Origin of the sequence: Pseudoxanthomonas broegbernensis, from assembly GCF_014202435.1 — a bacterium.
Taxonomy (GTDB): Bacteria; Pseudomonadota; Gammaproteobacteria; order Xanthomonadales; family Xanthomonadaceae; genus Pseudoxanthomonas; species Pseudoxanthomonas broegbernensis.
In genome coordinates this window covers 1-17,827 of the sequence record NZ_JACHGU010000004.1, presented here as the reverse complement: position 1 = coordinate 17,827, position 17,827 = coordinate 1, and the positions used below count along the sequence as shown (strand labels likewise).

Genomic DNA, 17,827 nt, shown 5'->3' with positions numbered 1-17,827 from the left:
GTGAACACGGCGGCGGCATCCCGCCCGGCCCGCTTCGCCTCGGTCGATGCGCTGCGCGGCCTGACCGTGGCGGCGATGCTGTTGGTCAACACCCCCGGCGACTGGGGCCACGTCTACGCGCCGCTGCTGCACGCGCCATGGCACGGCTGCACGCCGACCGACCTGGTGTTCCCGTTCTTCCTGTGCATCGTCGGCGTGTCGATCGCGCTGGGCGTGATGCCGCGCCTGGAAGCGGGCGTCGAACGCGGCGCGCTGATGCGCGCCGCGTCGGTGCGCGCGCTGCGCATCCTCGGCATGGGACTGCTGCTGCACCTGCTGGCGTGGTGGTGGCTGGACCTGCCGCACTACCGGCCATGGGGCGTGCTGCAGCGGATCGGCCTGTGCTTCCTGGTGGCCGCCGCCGTGGCGCTATGGCTGAAGCCGCGCGGGCAATGGGCGCTGCTGGCCGCGCTGCTGCTGGGTGGGTGGGCGCTGCTGGCCTGGGGCGGCGGCTACGCGCCGTTCGAGAATATCGCCAGCCGGATCGACGATGCGCTGCTCGGGCCGTGGCTGTACCAGCACGACCCGGCGACCGGCCGCGGCCACGACCCCGAGGGGCTGGCCAGCACCCTGGGCGCGCTCGCCACCACCGTACTGGGCCTGCGCGCCGGCGACTGGCTGCGGCACGGACGCGCGCGCGCGCTGTGGGCCGGTGCCGCCGCGGCGCTGCTGCTGGGCCTGGCGTGGTCGGCGCTGCTGCCCTGGAACAAGAACCTGTGGACCTCGTCCTACGTGCTGTGGAGCGGCGGCTGGGCGCTGCTGGCGCTGGCCGCCGCGCACCTGCTGATCGACCGCCGCGGCGGGCCGGCGCTGGGCCGCGCGTTCGGCGTCAACGCCATCGCCGCCTACGCGGGATCGGCGGTGATGGTCTATGCGCTGGCCGGCCTGGGCTGGCTGGAGCCGATCTACCGTGTCGGCTTCGCCGGCTGGATGACCCCGAAGTTCGGGCCGTACCTGCCGTCGCTGGCCTTCGCGCTGGCGTTCGTCGCGCTGTGGTGGTGCATCGTGGCCTGGATGGACCGGCGGCGCTGGTACCTGAAGATCTGACCCTTCGCCATGGCGCGGCGCTCGCGCGGTCGCCGACCGAGGCCGGCTCGTCGGTCCCTACAGGAGGGCGGCATCGTCCCGCACGCCGCTACGGGGCCAGGCGCTCGATCCGTACCCAGTCGACGTCCACGTGGCCGTGCGGCGCCGTGCCTTCGGTGCGCGCGTAGTTGAACAGCATCGGCCGCGCGCCCTTCCACCAACTGAAGCGCATCGTCGACGGCTCGCCCAGTGCGACGAAGCTGCGGCCGTCGTCGAGGCTGTACGCGTAGCTCACGCGCTGGTCGGCCACGTGCTGGCGCAGCCGCACCACGTCGCCGCGCAGTGCCGGGCCGCGGGTCTCCACGCCGGCGGAGGCGAACACGAGGTGGCGCACGCCCGCTTCCTGGACCACGCCGATCCAGTTGGGCTGCACCTGCAGCATGCCCAGGCCGGCGCGCTCGCCGTCGCGCAGGCCGGATGCGTCCAGGCGCACGGTGGTGCGCGAGGCGCTGCCGTGGTGGACCTGGGTCAGCGTATTGCGTGCGCCGACCAGGCTCGGCGCGTGCATCGCCGCCAGGCGCAGATGGCCGGGACGCGCGGCCAGGCTCCAGTGGGTATCGACCGGGTTGTGGTTCCACTCCCACTGCAGGCCGAGCGCGGCGCCGTCGAACTCGTCCGAGGCTTGCGGCCGCACCGGCGGGTGCGTGCCGCCGACGTCGGGCATGGCATGGGCGGCGACCGGCTGGCCGGTGGTGTCGGAGATGGGCTCGCCGATGATCGGCCAGTCGTCCACCCAGCGCACCGGCTGCAGGTGGACGATGCGGCCGTAGGCGCCGGTGCTGTTGAAGTGCGCGAACCAGGCCTGCCCCGAGGGCGTCTCCACGTAGCCGCCCTGGTGCGGCGCCTGCACCGGGGTGTCGCCCTGGGCCAGCACCGTGCGCCACTGGTAGGGGCCGCGGATGTCGCGCGCGCGCAGCACCGCCTGCGGGCCCTTCTCCACCCCGCCGTAGGGCGCGAACACGTAGTACCAGCCATTGCGCTTGAGCATCTTCGGCCCTTCCAGCACCGGCAGGTTCACCGGGTCTTCCATGATGACCGTGCCTTCGTCCAGCACGCGGGTGCCGTCGGGCGCCATCCGCCGCAGGATCAGTGGGCCGGCGCCGACCCTGGAATGGACGAGGTACGCGTTGCCGTCGTCGTCCCAGAACGGGCAGGGGTCCTCCAGCCCGGCCTGCGCGACCAGCGCCACCGGCGGCGTCCATGGGCCTTCGGGGTGTTCGGCGGAGACCATGAAGATGCCGTCGGTGGGCGTGGCGAAATAGATGTAGTAGCGGCCGGCGTGGTGGCGGATGGCCGGTGCCCATACCCCGGCGCTGTAGCGGTGGCCCATGGCCGGGTCCAGGCGCGCGCGCTCGGAGGCGTCGTCGAAGTTCAGCGGGCCGGGCAGGTCGTAGGCCGGGCCGAACGGCAGCCGCGGCAAAGCGTGGGCGACGAGGGTCCAGTGCACCAGGTCCTTCGACTTCAGCACCGGCAGCCCCGGCGAGAAGTGGAAGGTGGAGGCCGTCATCACGTAGTCCTCGCCCACCCGGATCACGTCCGGGTCGGAATAGTCGGCGAACAGGATCGGGTTGCGATACTGCGGTGTCGGTGTCGGTGTCGGTGTCGGCTGTGCGTGCGCGGCAACGGCCGCCAGCGCCAGCAGCGCCGGCGCGAGCCTGCGCAGCGGGAAGGGGCGGATGGCGCGCGCGGCGATGTGCACTGCGGTCTCCTCGGCGGTGGGTCCGCGGGCGAGGGTACCCCGCTTGCCAGGGTGCCGCACCGTGCCGTCGTGCCCGGTGCCGCCGCGACGCGGCGGACGCGCGCGGACCGCCACCGCCGCTCCTGCCGTCTCGCCTTGTCCGTCGCACATGCCGGCAGGGGGGCGGATGCTCTTGTGCGGGCGATGAAGCTCAGGCCGGTCCGGCGCGCAACGTACGCGCCGCGCCGATCGCGGCGACGCGCGCGCGCCGCAGCGCCTGGCCGACCTGCGGGCCGTCCAGGCCGTCGCGGTGGACCAGGTCGCGCGCATTCACCGCCACTGCGGCCGCGTGCAGGCGGCGCAGTTCCGGGCCCTGCGGGTACCCGGCGTCCTCGCTGCCCAGGCGGCCGCGCGCGTCGGCCTCGCAGGCGGTAGCGAGGCGCTCCACGCGCCCGGGGCGGCGGAAGGCGTCGCAACGTTCCAGCAGTTCGAGCACGGTGGCGTCGCGCAGCTCGGCCAGGCGGTGCACGTTGAGGTGGTCGCGGCATACGGCCTCGGCCAGACGCCGGTGTTCCAGCGGCACCCTCAGCCGTTCGCACAGGGCGGCCAGCGGTTTCAGGCCGGCCTGCTCGTGGCCGATGTGCCGCGGCAGCTTCTGCCGGGGGGTGAGCGCCTTGCCCAGGTCGTGGGTGAGCGCGGCGAAACCGGTCAGGTCGTCGCCCGGCGCCAGCCGGGCGGCCATGTCGCTGACCAGTTGCTGGTGCAGGCCGGTGTCGACCTCCGGATGGTACTCGGCGCGCTGCGGCACGCCGTACAGCGCGTCCACCTCGGGCAGTACCGCGGCCAGCGCGCCGCACTCGCGCAGGGTGGACAGGAACGCGGACGGACGCGGCGAGGCCAGCGCCTTGCGCAGTTCCTGCCAGACCCGCTCGGCCACCAGCGTGTCCAGCTCGCCGCCGGCCGCCATCCGCCGCATCAGCGCCAGCGTTTCCGGGGCGACGCCGAAGCCCAGCGAGGCGAAGCGGGCCATGAAGCGTGCCGCGCGCAGCACCCGAAGCGGGTCCTCGGCGAAGGCCGGGCCCACGTGGCGCAGCACGCGCCGCTCGATGTCGTCCACGCCGCCGTAGGGGTCGATCAGGTTGCCCCGCGCATCGCGGGCGATGGCATTGAGGGTGAAGTCGCGGCGCTGCAGGTCCTGCTCCAGCGTTACCGACGGGTCGGCGTCGACCACGAAGCCGCGGTGCCCGCGCCCGGACTTGCGCTCGGTGCGCGCCAGCGCGTGCTCCTCGCCGCTGCGCGGATGCAGGAACACGGGGAAATCGCGGCCCACCGGCCTGAAACCGGCGTCGAGCATCCGCTGCGGCGTGGCGCCGACCACCACCCAGTCGCGGTCGCCGGGCGGCAGCCCCAGCAGTTCATCGCGGACCGCGCCGCCGACGAGGTAGATGTCCATGAGGCCGATCCTAAATGCATCGTGGAAGCGATGCATTTTTGTTGAAGCGCTTTTTAATAGGTTGCCTTGATGAATTCACTGTGATAAACGCGTCTTGAATTTCAGTTTGCGCTTGATCGATTTATCCAGAAGCGCTGAATCGCGCAGTTAACGGCGGTTCGCCCGCGCGTTCTCGCACGCATACTCGTGGAGCGCAGTCGCCCTGATGCGCAGTTCGAATTCCCGCAACGCCGGCTGCGGGGCACAACCGGATACGGAGGCCGCCATGCGGGTTTCAAGGAAGAATCGGATATGGGGTGCGCTGGGGTTGGGATTGGCCTTGTCGCTGCCGGTCCACGCCCAGACCTACAGCCGCACCGAGACGATCGTCTACCACGACAACACCGCCAAGTGGGTGCTGGGCCAGGTGGCCAGCCGCACGGTGGATGGGGTGGTGGTGGCTGAGTCGCGCACCTTCGATCCGGTGCATGCTTCTCCGCTGACCTACAGCGCCTACGGCAAGCTGCAGCAGACCCTGACCTACAACGCCGACGGCACCGTGGCCACGGTCAAGGACGGCAACAACCGCGTCACGACCCCCTCCAACTGGTATCGCGGCATCCCGCGTTCGATCAAGTACGCCGACAACAAGACCCAACTGGCGGTCGTGAACGCCTCGGGTTGGATCACGTCCGTGACCGACGAGAACGGCCACACGACCGGGTACGGCTACGACGCGATGGGCCGGCTGAGCAGCGTCACCTACCCCACCGGCGACAGCACGGCCTGGAACGCGTCCACCCGGACCTTCGTGCAGGTGAGCGCGGCCGAGTACGGCATCCCGGCCGGGCACTGGCGGCTGACCGAGGCCACCGGCAATGCGCGCAAGATCACCTACTACGACGCTCTGTGGCGCCCGCTGCTGACCCGCGAGTACGACACCGCCAACGAGACCGCCACGCGCCGGTTCCAGCGCTTCGGCTACGACCATGACGGCCGGGTCACGTTCGCCTCCTATCCGGGCAGCACCGATGCGTTGAGCGTCGGCACCACGACCGCCTACGACGCCCTGGGCCGGGTGACAGGAACCAACCAGACCTCCGAACTGGGCGCCCTGACCACCACCACCGAGTACCTGGCCGGGTTCAAGACCCGGGTGACGGATCCGAAGGGCAACCAGACCACCACCAGTTACCAGGCCTGGGACCAGCCCATCTACGACTATCCGGTGTCGATCCAGCAGCCGGAAGGGGTGTACACCGACATCGTCCGCGATACGTTCGGCAAGCCGATCTCGATCACCCAGCGCAACGCCGGCAGCAGCGTGTCGGTGACCCGCCACTACAAATATGACGCCCACGAGCGGCTATGCAAGACGGTGGAGCCGGAGACCGGCGCCACCGTGCTGGACTACGACAATGCCGACAACCTGCTGTGGTCGGCCAGCGGCCAGGCGCTGCCCACGCCTACGGCCTGCAATCGGATGTCGGTGGCGTCCAACCAGAAGATCGTCCGGGCCTACGACGCGCGCAACCGTTTGATCTCGATGACCGTGCCCGGCAACCACGGCAGCCAGGATTGGACCTACACCGCCGATGGCCTGCCGTCCTCGGTGACCACCTACAACGATGCCGGCGCCAGCACGGTGGTCAACGCCTACACTTACAACAAGCGGCGCCTGCTGACCGGCGAGAGCCAGGTGCAGAGCACCGGCAGCAACTGGGCGTTCGGTTACGGCTACACCGCCAACGGTCACCTCACCAGCCTGGTGTACCCGACCGGGTTCACCGTGGACTACCTGCCCAACGCCCTGGGCCAGCCGACCCAGGCCGGGTCGTACGCCACGGGGGTGCAGTACCACCCGAACGGGGCGATCAAGCAGTTCACCTACGGCAACGGCATCGTGCACACGATGAGCCAGAACGCGCGGCAGTTGCCGGCGCGCAGCACCGACAGCGGCGATGTGCTGGACCTGGGCTACGGCTACGACAAGAACGGCAACGTGGCCGCGATCACCGACCACACCACGCTGGCCCGCCAGACCCGGAGCATGGCCTACGACGGCCGCGACCGGCTGCTGACGGTGGCCTCGCCGCTGTACGTGGGCGGGGCGACGTACGCCTATGACGTGCTGGACAACCTGACCCGGGTGACGGTGGCCGGGCGCGACCACCGCTACGTGTACGACGCCAGCAACCGGCTCACCAACGTCACCGATGGCCCGTCCGGCCCGAGCGTGATCGGGCTGGGCTACGACGCCCGGGGCAACCTGTCCAACAAGAACGGGGACCTGTACCAGTTCGACCTGGGCAACCGGCTGCGCACGGCGCTGGGGACGGAGAGCTACCGTTACGATGCCTGGGGCCGGCGGACGCTGTCGATCAGCAGCGGGGGCTCGCTGTTCGAGATGTACAGCCGGGACGGGCAGTTGCTGTGGCAGCGCGACGAACTGACGGGGATGCGGTTCTGGCACGTGTACCTGGGCGGGAGCCTGGTGGCCTCGCGCCGGCTGCCGATCGGCAGCACGACCGAGACGGTGACGTACCGCCACACCGATGCGCTGGGCAGCCCGATCGCGGCGACGAACGATTTCGGGGGCATCGACCAACTGACCGAGCACGAGCCCTACGGGCGGATGTTGAACCGCAGCAACGACAACCGGCCCGGGTACACCGGGCACATGATGGACAAGGGCACGGGCCTGGTCTACATGCAGCAGCGGTATTACGATCCGATGCTGGGAGTGTTCCTGTCGGTTGATCCGGTCACCGCTTACGATTCAGGTGATTGGCGGCAGTTCAATCGCTACGCATATGCATTCAATAATCCCTACAGGTTCACTGACCCCGATGGTCGTTGCCCTGAATGCAGGGATTGGCTCGTGAGCAAGGGGATTCTTCCTGGAGGGCCAAATGCGCATACGCCCATACCGGGCGCGAGCCGTGGAGACGCCAAAGTCGTTGGATTACTTGTAGGCTCTGCGACTGTAGGCGCTGCGGCCGGCGCTGCTGTTGCAGTGGGGGCTCCTTCGATGGTTATGGCTGCAGCAGAAGGGGCTAGTCTGCAGATAGGGATGGCCGCCCAGCAGGCCACAAATGCCGTGACGGGTGCAGTTGTAGCTGCCAGCGGAGCGACTACTAATGCAATGGTGGGCGCAACGGTACGTACGCTGACAGCAGTGGAAGCCGAAGCAAGCATGGTGGCTTCACACTATGGAGCTAGCACAACTACTGCCAATGCCATTGGCGCGTCTGCGGCTGCAGCGACCCCAGTAGCAGTTGCAGAATTCGCAACTGGTGCTATCACTGGTGCGGCTGGGGTTGATAGTCCCGCAAGCTCTGTCGCCAATCAGGCTGGAAGTACAGTAGGTGCAATAGTGCGGGACGAGCTTAAAATTCAGAAATAATTAACGGTGCGATGAATGTCATATCTCGGCCTTGCTGTTCTGCTGTTGATGCTTGGATTTTATCTCCTGTTCGGCGATAAGAGTTATTTCCCAATAGGTGCAAAAATACCGATCGATTTCGGAGAATATAAAAACATAGTCGGTTCATTTCTGATATTGATCGGAATTGTCTTGGGGCGGTTCGGAATAAAGTCGTTCAAGGAGAGATAACATTTGGATCTGCCATCTTCGTTCTAGTAATGTAATGACCCAGCGGTTTCTGCACAGGTCAGGCCGCTAATGCATATGCCTCAGCGGGTGTCTTCATGCCCAGCGCCTGATGCGGTCGCCGGTGGTTGTAGAACTGGATCCAGTCGCCGACCACGCGGGTGGCATGCTGCTGGCTCTCGAAGCGGTGACGATGGATGCACTGCTCCTTCAAGGTGCGGATGACCCGCTCGACCATGCCGTTCTGCTGCGGGCAGTGCGGGGTGATGGACTCTTGCTGCACCCGTAGCTGCGGACCAGTCGGGTGTAGTGCCGGCTGGTGAATACCAGGCCGTTGTCCGACCGCAGCAGGAACGGGGGCGGCACCCGGCCGAGCGTGCCGTACCGTAAGCTCCCCCTGACCCCGCACACCTAAAAAGTAGAGCTTTCTGGCATCTTTCGCGCCAGGAGGTTCCATGAAGAAGTCCAGGTTCAGCGAGTCGCAGATCGTCTCGATCCTCAAGCAGGGTGACGCCGGCGTCCCGGTCAAGGACCTGTGCTGGCAGGCCGGGATCAGCTCGGCCACCTACTACCAGTGGACGTCCAAGTACGGCGGCATGGATACCTCGGACCTGAAGCGGGTCAAGGAACTGGAGGCCGAGAACGCCCGGCTCAAGCGGATGTACGCCGAGTTGGCACTGGACAACGCGGCGATGAAGGACCTGATCGCAAAAAAACTCTAGGGCCGACGCACAAGCGCGAAGCGGTGCGCTACCTCATCGAGGTGCATGCGCGTCCGCTACGGCGCGCATGCGACTGCGTCGGCCTGTCACGCTCGGCCTGGTACACGCCCGCGCTGGACTGGACGGTGCGCGATGCCGAGGTCATTGCCGCCCTGGCCCGGCTGGTCGAGGCCCAGCCCAGCCGCGGCATCGGCAAGTGCTGCCAGCTCCTGGAAAAGAGCCATCCGCACTGGAACCACAAACGCATCTACCGGGTGTACTGCGCCATGAAGCTCAACCTGCGCCGGGCAGCCGGCCGGCGACTGCCCAAGCGCGAACGTGTGCCGCTGTACGTGCCGGATCGCCCCGATCGGGTCTCGTCAGCCGACTTCATGCTCGACGCGCTGGCCTGCGGCCGGCCGTTCCGGACCTTCAATATCCTCGAGGACTTCAACCGGGAGGCCATCCACATCGAGGTCGACACCTCGATCACCTCGGCCCGTCTGGTGCGCATCTTCGAGCGGATCGCTCAAGAGCGTCTGCTGCCGCAGGTCCTGCGCACCGACAACGGTCCTGAGTTCCTCGGTGAAGCCTTTGTCCAGTGGGCCAAGGCCCACGGCATGGCGATCCAGTACATCCAGCCGGGCAAGCCGAACCAGAACGCCTACATCGAGCGGTTCAACCGGACCTACCGCGAAGAGGTACTGGACCAGTACCTCTTCGCCCGGCTCGAGGACGTGCGCGAAGCAACCTGGCAGTTCCTGATCGACTACAACGAGCACCGTCCCCACAACGCCCTCGGCGGCATGACACCGACCGAGTGCCGCATCCACCACGCCGGAATCTCTACTTCCAAAGTGTGTGCTTGACGGGGGAGCTTACGGGCCGACTAAGGAGCCGGCGAACTGCTCTCGGTGACCATGGTCGGCCTGCCTAAGTCATCGAGACAGGGCGCCGATCCGGTCCCCGAGCAGCTATTGGCGACTTCCCACTTGAACGTTCTGGATTGCATGACCTTCGTCGTACTCAACTTGGGCCGAAGATGCGTGGCAGGAACCCGATCGAATGCATCCGGGAAATATCCGACGGGCTTGGGAAATCCTGGAGCATTCGTTCCGATTGCGTAGGTATGGGTTTCCCCCATAAGTACCTGATGCGGCTGCGCATTGGCGACGCGAGTGTGGGACAGCAGCAACCCCTCGTCGTCGGAGTACGTATTCCCGAAAGTATAGGTGTCAAGCGCGCCATCTGGCCCCAGTATCCTCGTCCTGGTGGTTCCATTGGCCATCGGAGCGAAGCCGATGTCGGACTGATAGCCGTATTTCCATAGCGCCGGAGGCATGCCGGGTCCGGTTACCTTCTTGCCGGTCAGGGCCGGCCTGTATCCTCCGAGGAAACGCCGAGGAACCTGAAGAGGCGTTGACCCCGCTGGAGATGCGCCAGGGGAATAGCAGCCATCCTCGACCGCGGATCGGCCAAGCAGGACGGCTTGAACCCGGAAAACCGCGCGTGCACCGGAGGGCGCGTCAACCGTATACCCGGTGAAGTCTGTATCTCCCACGGTCGTGGCATCCGTGTTGACGCCCTGAGTCCATGACAGGTCGTCACATGGCCTGATGACGGGAGGCGGAGCAGGCGGGTGCGAGACCCCTGAATATAGCCAGCGGGACGAATCCGGATTGCTAACTTCAACCAGCCGCATGGCGCTCAATGGAATGAAGGGGACGCCGGATGGGTTGCTCTGATAGACGTATGACCATGTACGCCCGTTGGCGGTAACGGTGGTCAGGTACCCGTTGACATACCCGACATTGATGATCCTTTCGTCGCTGGATTCGATCTTGTCGAGCTTTACTGATTCATTGCTCTTGTTCGAGTAGGTGTACGTCACCCAGTTTCCAAAACGATCTTCGATCCGGGTTGGATACAGGGCCAGGGTCGCCTGCTGTAGGGTGACCTCCATCACGCCACCCGAAGGATTCTGCGCAGACGACATCGAAGGCAGAATACTCTCCAGGGCCATCCAGTCGAACCAGTACTTCGTGCCGTCGGCACGGGTGACCAGATAGCCCTCCCCCCGGCCGAAAATCCGCTCCTGGGAATCGATCGGAAGCGAGTCGTTCTGGTTTTTCAGTGCGCCAATGCACGAAGCTGCATCTTGGCGGGTGGTGGTCCACAAGTAGGGGCCGCTTGAGGTCGGAACGGGCATGCCCGATGAGTTGTGCACAAGCAGTGCCGAAGATCCATCCGGATAGTGGAGCGTGGGGGGATTCCAGAACATGTGCGCCCGGAAGGTGCTGGGATATTCTTGTCCCGGTGGCGGCTCCATGTACGAGGGCTGCGTTATCGAGCAGTTCCTCGTGGGCCGGCTGGGGTCCGAGGTGATCCAGCCCACTTTGGCGTCGAAGGTGCCCTCTATCTTTGGCAGCGCCATCGCCCAGTCGCCCAAGCGAGTCCCCGGGTATGCGTAGGCATAGTTGTTGACCTGTTTCAATGGATCGGTTGCAGCCAAGGTGCGCCTGAACTCGACCGAAAGATTGTTATTGCCCGGAATATCCACGTCCACCACGTTGAAGCTCAGGGAGCCGCTTTCGATTCCGTGCTGATCCCCGAACACGTTCCCCGGCGTAGTTTTGTTGCGATCCTGGCGCTTGAGCAAGCTGTCGTAACGGAGGTCGACCCCTTCCGCAGTCGACCGGGCAAGGCATGGCATGGGAGCGTCTAGTTCGCTAGGACTATTCGAGCAGTCGTGACGGTCATCGTCCCCTTGCGCGGTCGACCGGGCAAGGCATGGCATGGGAGCGTCTAGTTCGCTGGGACTATTCGAGCAGTCGTGACGGTCATCGTCCCCTTGCGCGGTCGACTGGGCAAGGCACGGCATGGAAGCGGTCAGTGCACTGAGGCTCATCCAGAACAAGAGGTGTGCCAAACAGGTGCGTCCAAATGTTCCGTGCTGATTTGAGGTTTCCTTCATGGCTCTACGGACCTCTGAAATGTTGTCGCAGCAGGTCGTGGCTGCATTCCGAAACGGCTTTATCGCCAGAATTTCGCAAGCGATGCGCGATAAGACGCCGTCGCTAAAGGGATGCAATCGTAGGATGAGTATCGCAGTCCCCATGCGATTTGGCTGGACAATAACGCAAGGTTTAACCCCGCGCAAATTACTGGAGTTTTTGCTGGAGGCTTCGTAAAGTCACTCCTGAAAAACCCGGCACACCGCTGATTCCATGTGGTTTGCTGACCGGTGGCAGTGGCTGTCAGCCGGCTCGTAGGGCTGGCGTGGCAAGGTCCAAACGCCGGTTGAATCGCCACATCGTTTCGGCCAGAGTGCGATGGATAGCCGGGCCGGCTTGAAGGGGTGGCAGGCCCCGCCCAGTGTGCGCTGGGGTTGGACGGCGGGCTGTTGACCATGGGCTGATCGTCCAGCGAAGTTTCGCGAGGGTGGACGAGAACGGGGGTATTGAACAGGGGCTCAGAGGGTGGCGGTCGCCGTCGGGCAGGCGAAACCCTTGCGCGCGCCGTCCATGCGGCCCATCAGGCGGTCGCTCACCGGCAGGGCGTTGCCGTTGAGGCGCCAGTCGTAGATCACGCTGAAGGCCAGCACGCGGGCGACGTAGTCGCGGGTCTCCTTGTAGGTGATGGTCTCGATCCACAGGTCCGGGTCGAAGCCGGGGCGCTGCGACATCCAGCGCGCCACCGGCACCGGGCCGGCGTTGTAGGCGGCGATGGCCTGGTAGGTGAGGCCGTACTTGTCCTCCATCTGCCGCAGGTAGGCGCTGCCCAGGGCGATGTTGGTGGCCGAGTCGTACAGGCTCTCGGCGCCGGCGTAGGGCAGGCCGGTGCGCTTGGCCACGCTTGCGGCCGTGCCGGGCAGCAGTTGCATCAGGCCGCGCGCGTTGGCGCTGGAGCGGGCGTTGGGATTGAAGATGCTCTCGGCGCGGATCTCCGCGGCAATCCACGCCGGGTCGAGCGCATTGCGCTGCGCCGCGGCGCGGATCTGGGCATCGTGGTGCAGCGGGAAGCGCAGGGCGTACAGGCGCTGTTCCTCCGGCTGCCTGCCCAGCGAGAACACGGCGCGGTCGAACCAGCCGTTCTCCTGGGCCAGGGCCACCGCGATGCGGCGGCGGACATCGTCGAAGCGGGCCAGGGCGTCGTTCCATTCGCGCACCGCCCAGCCGGGGCGGTCGATGCGGTACAGGGCCAGGGCCCGGACCAGGGCCGGGTCGCGCGCCACCTCGGCGCGCAGGCCGGGCGGCTCGGCCTGCGACCACGGGCACAGCGCGTAGGGCAGCCCGAGCCGGTCGGCGGCGAGGAAGCCGTGGAAGTTGGGCGCGGTGGCCGCGGCGCGCAACAGCGCCTGGGCCTGCGCCGCCTGCCCGGTCTTCTCCAGCATGCGCGCCTCGAACCAGCGCCAGCGCGCGTCCTCGCGCATGGCCGCGGGCAGCTTGCGCAGCGTCGCCAGGGCGCCGTTCCAGTCGCCGCGGGCCAGCGCCTCGCGCACGCGGAATTCGTAGAGGCGCTCGTCGTAGGCCGAGTCGGGCACCGCGGCCAGCCGCCGCGCCGAATCGGGCAGGTAGGAGGCCACCGTCTGCAGGGCGACTTGGTACAGGACCGGGCCGCGCTCGGATTCGTCCATGCCCAGCACCGGCGCGAGCTGCGCCAGTTGCCGCTCGGCGCCGGCCGGATCGTTGCGCGCCAGGCGGGCCAGCCCGGCCGAGGCGACCTTGCGGCTGCGTGCGTCGCGCGGCCATTGCGCGGCGCGCGGGTGCGGGGCCTGGACGAAGGCAGCGTAGTCCTGGGCAAGCGCCAGCGCATCGGGCGGTAGCCCGCGCGCGGCGGTGCGCATCACCGCGGGGTCGCCGGCGGCCACGGCCAGGTCCAGGCGCTGCCAGCGCAGGGCGTCGTCCAGGCCGCCGCGCGCGGCCAGCGCGGCGAACACCGGGTCGCAGGCATCGGGCATGGACTTGCCCGAGCGCCACAGCGCCTGGGCTTCGCCGTTCCAGCCCGCATCGGCGCGGCCCTGCGCCTGCAGCGCGTTCAGGCGCGCGCAGCGCAGGCCGGCATCGTCCAGCGGCCGCCAGTCGGCCAGCAGGGCGCTCCAGTCCTGGCGCCGGGCCAGCGAGGCCAGCCACAGTTCGCGCAGCGCCGTGGCCGCGGCCTGGCCGTCGTGGCGCTGCAGGAAGGCGCGCACCTGGGCCGCGTCGGCGCCATCGAGGTTGCGCGAGAGACGGGCGAATTCCAGCCATGGGAAGCGCGGGTCCCCGCGCAGGGCCTCGGCCTGGGCGGGGGCGAGCTGGCCGCGCTGGGCGGCGGCGATGGCGGTCTTCATCGCCGCGTCGGCTTCGGCGCCGGCGGCTTGCGCGTGCGCGGCGGCGGCCGGGGCGAGGAGCACCGCCAGCAGCAGGGAGAGCAGGGAAGGTGCGCGTCGCGGCGCGGGGAGCTTGGCGGAATCCGGCATGCGCCCGAATATACCCAACGCGCCTGAATGGGCGTGACGGTGCGCCATCGCCGAGGTGAAGGGAGCCGTCGCCATCCCGCGCCGGCCCCGGCTGGCGAACGGCTTTACTTTCCCGGAGAGGCTCCTGAGTGGACGTGCCATCGACGATGTACCTGCTTTTCCCGCTGCTCGGCATTGCCGCCGGGGTGCTGGCCGGGCTGCTCGGCGTGGGCGGCGGCCTGGTGCTGGTGGCCGCGCTGGCGTGGCTGCTGCCGCTGTTCGGCGTGCCGCAGGAGGCGGCGATGCATGCGGCCCTGGCCAGTTCGCTGGCCAGCATCGTGCTCACCGCCGCTTCTTCGGCGCGCTCGCATGCGCGCCGCGGCGGCGTGCTGTGGCCGACGGTGGCGTGGATGGTGCCGGGCCTGTTGCTGGGCGGCTGGCTGGGCAGCGGCCTGGCGGTGGCGCTGGACGACGCGGTGCTGCGCTGGGTCGTATGCGGCTACTGCCTGCTCGCCGCCTGGCAGATCGGCTTCGGCGGCACCCGTCCGGTGGCCGGCGGCGGCGAGGCGCCAGCGCCGCGCGGCTGGCCGATGAGCCTGGCCGGCGGCGGCATCGGCGCGCTGTCGGCGGTGGTGGGCATCGGCGGCGGCAGCATGACCGTGCCGCTGCTGGTCTGGCGCGGAGTGCGGCCGGTGCGCGCGGTCGGCACCTCCAGCGCCTGCGGCGTGGCCATCGGCCTGGCCAGCGCGCTGGGCTACGCGCTGCACGCGCCGCCTGGGGCGCTGCCGCAGCACGCGGTCGGCTACGTGTACCTGCCGGCGGCCATCGGCGTGGCCGCGGCCTCGGTGCTGGCCGCGCCGTGGGGCACGCGGCTGGCGCACCGGCTCAGCGGACAGGCGCTGCGCAGCGTGTTCGCGCTGTTCCTGCTGGCGGTGGCGGTGAGCGTGCCCGTGTCGGGTTGAGCGGCGGCGCTAGCGGCGGCCCGCCGCGCCGCGCTGGGCCAGCAGCAGCGCTTCCATCGCCTCGGCCGGCATCGGCCGGCCGCAGTGGAAGCCCTGCAGCTCGTGGCAGCCGTGGCGGCCGGCCCATTCGGCCACCTCGGCCGTCTCCACGCCCTCGGCGACGATGGTGACCCGCATCAGCCGGCACATGGCGATGATGGTCTCGACGATGGCGGCGTTGCGCGGCAGGCCGAAGACCAGGCTGCGGTCGATCTTGATGCAATCGATGTCGGTGTCGCTGAGCCGGGCCAGGTTGGAATAGCCGGTGCCGAAGTCGTCGATGGCGATGCGCATGCCCAGCGCGCGCACCTGCTCCAGGTTGTCGTGCACGGTGAGGTTGCCCTCCACCAGCAGGGTCTCGGTGAGTTCCAGCTCGATGCGGTCGCCCTGGCAGCCGGTCTCGGCCAGCAGGCGCGCGACCAGGGCGCCGAAGCCCGGGTCGCTGAGCTGGCGCAGCGACACGTTGACCGATACCGCGATGTCCAGGCCCAGCGCCTGCCACCGCCGCTGCTGGCACAGCGCGCGCTGCAGCACGAAGGCGCCCAGCGGGTTGATCAGGCCGGCCCGCTCGCACAGCGGGATGAACTCGCTCGCCGGCACGGTCCCGCGCACCGGGTGGTGCCAGCGCGCAAGCGCCTCGACCACCACGGTCCGCTCTTCGGCCACGGAGTGGCGCGACTGGTAGTGCACGTCGAACTGCCCGCGGGCCAGCGCCTCCTTCAGGTCCGCCAGCATTTCCAACTGGCCTTCCATCCGCGTGCGCAGGCGGTCCTGGAACAGGCGGTACTGGTTGCGCCCCTGGGTCTTGGCCTCGTACATGGCCCAGTCCGCGCAGCGCATCAGCGACTGCGCGTCCTCGCCGTGGTCGGGGAAGCGGGCCAGGCCGATGCTGGGAGTGACCACCAGGCGACGGCCGCTGCTGCCCACCGGCATCGACAGGCGGTCCAGCATCTCCGAGGCCAGCGCTTCCAGGCGCGGCCGGTCCGGCGCCTCGGTGGCCAGGAACAGGAACTCGTCGCCGCCCAGCCGCAGCACGGCGTCCTCCGGGCCGCGCAGGGCCGACAGCCGCCGCGCCACTTCCATCAGGAAGGCGTCGCCGTGCTGGTGGCCGAGGGTGTCGTTGATCGACTTGAACTGGTCCAGGTCGATGAAGAACACGCCCAGCCCGGCGCCGGCCGCGCGCGCGCCGGCGCTGAGCCGGTCGAAGATCGGCGACAGCATGAGCCGGTTGGGCAGGCCGGTCATGGAGTCGTGGTGGGCCATGTCCTGGGCCAGCGCCTCGGCCTGCTTGAGGTTGCTCACGTCGGTGGCGCTGACCAGGACGGACGGGTCGCCGGAGGCCGGGTCCAGGCAAGTGCGGGCGGTGAACTCGTGCCAGCGGATGCCCTCGCAGGTGTGGAACCGGGCGGTCAGGCGGGTCTCGCGGTGCCGCGCCAGCGCGTCCCGCATCCGGGCGTGGTCCTCCGCCTGGACGAAGCGCTCGGCCAGCCGTTCCTGGCGGCCGTCGAAGGCGCTGCGCGCGGCGGGGTTGAGGTACAGCGTGCGGCCGTCGTCCCGGTGCAGGGAGATCATCATCTGGGTGTGCAGCAGCGCGTCGGCGCTGCGCATCACTTCCGGCTCCATGCCGTTCTCGGCGGTGCCTTCGCACAGCATCCCGGTGCGGTCGCCGTCCAGCCGGACGCCGCTGAAGCGCACCCGCATCGGCCGCGGCACGCCGTGCGGGTACAGCGTCCACAGCTCGGTGAACATCGCGTTGCGCGCGGCGAAGTCGGCCTGGTACTGCTGCAGGCGGCGCAGCACCGCGGGCGAGGTGGTGTCCTTCATCCGGCGTGCACGCAGCTCGGCCAGGTCGTCGGCGTTCCAGATTTCCAGCGCGGCGGGGTTGGCCCAGACGACGCTGCCGCGGTCGATGTCGTAGATCCACACGGCCGTGCCGAGGCGATCGAGCATCCAGCCGTTGCCGGACAGGGGGTCGTGCCGGGGCAGGCGCGCGGCGGCCGGCACGGTCACCCGGCCACCATGACCGTGGCGGCCTGCCGTGGGCGTGGGCCCCATGCCACGGCAAGGACGCATGGACGGGCGGATTCCCGGCCTGGATTGGTTGGATGCATGCTGGCGCTCCCCTGCCTGCGCCGGGGGCCGACGAGCGGTGCCGGTGCAGGCTCCGACCCGTGCCTTCCAGGCCCGTGCCGGCAAACTCCGAGCCCCCTCCCCGGGAGCGCCGGGGTTCCGTTCCCCGGTGGCTTCGTCATGCAGCATAACGGCCAAACGGCCGTGGAATGAAACGGTCGCCGAAAGCTTCAGCCGCCGCAACCGGTATCGGCGACGATCCTGGCCAGCCGCTGGTACTCGTCGCGGCGGCGTTCGGCATTGTCGGGATGGGCGAAGCGCCAGCGCGACTCGGCCTGGCGCGCATGGCGGCGCCAGGCCTCGCACGCGGCGCCGTCGGGCACGCGCACGCACTGGTCGCGCACGACCTCGCAGGCCTGCCCCGCGCCGGGGCTGCCGTCCAGGCCGGTGGTGCGCAGCGCCACGCAGCGCGGCGGCTGTTCGGGGTCCTCGGCCAGGTAGCCGTCGCCGTCGTAGGTGGTGCTCGACTCGGCCAACATCAAGCTGGGCGAAGCAGTCGCCCCTGAAAAACCCATCCCACGCATGAGGTATAGCCGCTTCCGCGCATTTCCTGCGTGCCGGCACTCCCCGTTTTCGCTACGCTGAGCGCTGTTTCCTTGCAGTCTGGAACCAGCGCATGCGCAAGCAGCCCGTTGCCGTGGATAGTGCCGCAGCCCACGCCGACGATCTTTTCCGCTCCCGCCTGGAGAACCAGATCGACCTGCGCCATC

General features: G+C 68.5%; 11 protein-coding genes. 4 read left to right on the top strand and 7 right to left on the bottom strand.

Features of this window, described 5'->3' with window-relative positions; genetic code table 11:
• Positions 1-1,086 (top strand): acyltransferase family protein, encoded by a 1,086-nt coding sequence (locus tag HNR76_RS09265; RefSeq protein ID WP_282959744.1) that lies wholly within the window; start codon positions 1-3, stop codon positions 1,084-1,086.
• An 88-nt stretch (positions 1,087-1,174) separates the two neighbouring features.
• On the opposite strand, the gene HNR76_RS09260 is transcribed toward HNR76_RS09265, so the two are convergent.
• Both HNR76_RS09260 and HNR76_RS09255 read right to left on the bottom strand, forming a co-directional pair.
• Positions 1,175-2,824 carry a glycoside hydrolase family 43 protein gene (locus HNR76_RS09260; RefSeq protein WP_211373188.1) on the bottom strand — a complete coding sequence of 550 codons (1,650 nt, stop codon included), beginning with the start codon at positions 2,822-2,824 and terminating at the stop codon, positions 1,175-1,177.
• 190 nt (positions 2,825-3,014) lie between these two features.
• Positions 3,015-4,256 carry a multifunctional CCA addition/repair protein gene (locus tag HNR76_RS09255; protein WP_162311935.1) on the bottom strand — a complete coding sequence of 414 codons (1,242 nt, stop codon included), beginning with the start codon at positions 4,254-4,256 and terminating at the stop codon, positions 3,015-3,017.
• 205 nt (positions 4,257-4,461) lie between these two features.
• Between HNR76_RS09255 and HNR76_RS09250 the strand changes: the two genes are divergently transcribed.
• Positions 4,462-7,641, top strand: a complete 3,180-nt coding sequence (locus HNR76_RS09250; RefSeq protein WP_162311934.1) for an RHS repeat-associated core domain-containing protein — start codon at positions 4,462-4,464, stop codon at positions 7,639-7,641.
• Between the two features lie 268 nt (positions 7,642-7,909).
• Here the strand turns inward: HNR76_RS09250 and HNR76_RS15430 are convergent, their stop codons facing one another.
• Positions 7,910-8,131, bottom strand: a complete 222-nt coding sequence (locus HNR76_RS15430; protein WP_249065698.1) for an integrase core domain-containing protein — start codon at positions 8,129-8,131, stop codon at positions 7,910-7,912.
• A gap of 172 nt (positions 8,132-8,303) precedes the next feature.
• Between HNR76_RS15430 and HNR76_RS09240 the strand changes: the two genes are divergently transcribed.
• Positions 8,304-9,418 (top strand): IS3 family transposase gene (locus HNR76_RS09240; protein ID WP_170298604.1). Its coding sequence is split into 2 segments (ribosomal slippage): positions 8,304-8,556 and positions 8,556-9,418, totalling 1,116 coding nucleotides; the frame shifts between segments, so codons are not numbered across the junction.
• A 20-nt stretch (positions 9,419-9,438) separates the two neighbouring features.
• Here the strand turns inward: HNR76_RS09240 and HNR76_RS09235 are convergent.
• Positions 9,439-11,208 (bottom strand): hypothetical protein, encoded by a 1,770-nt coding sequence (locus HNR76_RS09235; RefSeq protein WP_162311933.1) that lies wholly within the window; start codon positions 11,206-11,208, stop codon positions 9,439-9,441.
• 813 nt (positions 11,209-12,021) lie between these two features.
• Positions 12,022-14,007 (bottom strand): transglycosylase SLT domain-containing protein, encoded by a 1,986-nt coding sequence (locus tag HNR76_RS09230; protein ID WP_162311932.1) that lies wholly within the window; start codon positions 14,005-14,007, stop codon positions 12,022-12,024.
• Between the two features lie 146 nt (positions 14,008-14,153).
• On the opposite strand from HNR76_RS09230, the gene HNR76_RS09225 reads away from it, so the two are divergent.
• Positions 14,154-14,948 carry a sulfite exporter TauE/SafE family protein gene (locus HNR76_RS09225; protein ID WP_162311931.1) on the top strand — a complete coding sequence of 265 codons (795 nt, stop codon included), beginning with the start codon at positions 14,154-14,156 and terminating at the stop codon, positions 14,946-14,948.
• A 9-nt stretch (positions 14,949-14,957) separates the two neighbouring features.
• On the opposite strand, the gene HNR76_RS09220 is transcribed toward HNR76_RS09225, so the two are convergent.
• Together HNR76_RS09220 and HNR76_RS09215 are read right to left on the bottom strand one after the other, a co-directional pair.
• Positions 14,958-17,060 (bottom strand): putative bifunctional diguanylate cyclase/phosphodiesterase, encoded by a 2,103-nt coding sequence (locus HNR76_RS09220; RefSeq protein ID WP_162311930.1) that lies wholly within the window; start codon positions 17,058-17,060, stop codon positions 14,958-14,960.
• A gap of 227 nt (positions 17,061-17,287) precedes the next feature.
• Positions 17,288-17,596, bottom strand: a complete 309-nt coding sequence (locus HNR76_RS09215) for a hypothetical protein (protein WP_162311929.1) — start codon at positions 17,594-17,596, stop codon at positions 17,288-17,290.
• Positions 17,597-17,827 lie beyond the last annotated feature (231 nt).

Excerpts from the sequence above, each read along its gene's own strand:
- HNR76_RS09215 (WP_162311929.1), bottom strand. The coding sequence starts at position 17,596 with ATGTTGGCCGAGTCGAGCACCACCTACGACGGCGACGGCTACCTGGCC.
- HNR76_RS09250 (WP_162311934.1), top strand. The coding sequence starts at position 4,462 with ATGCGCAGTTCGAATTCCCGCAACGCCGGCTGCGGGGCACAACCGGAT.
- HNR76_RS09225 (WP_162311931.1), top strand. The coding sequence starts at position 14,154 with ATGTACCTGCTTTTCCCGCTGCTCGGCATTGCCGCCGGGGTGCTGGCC.
- HNR76_RS09255 (WP_162311935.1), bottom strand. The coding sequence starts at position 4,256 with ATGGACATCTACCTCGTCGGCGGCGCGGTCCGCGATGAACTGCTGGGG.
- HNR76_RS09230 (WP_162311932.1), bottom strand. The coding sequence starts at position 14,007 with ATGCCGGATTCCGCCAAGCTCCCCGCGCCGCGACGCGCACCTTCCCTG.
- HNR76_RS09220 (WP_162311930.1), bottom strand. The coding sequence starts at position 17,060 with ATGCGTCCTTGCCGTGGCATGGGGCCCACGCCCACGGCAGGCCGCCAC.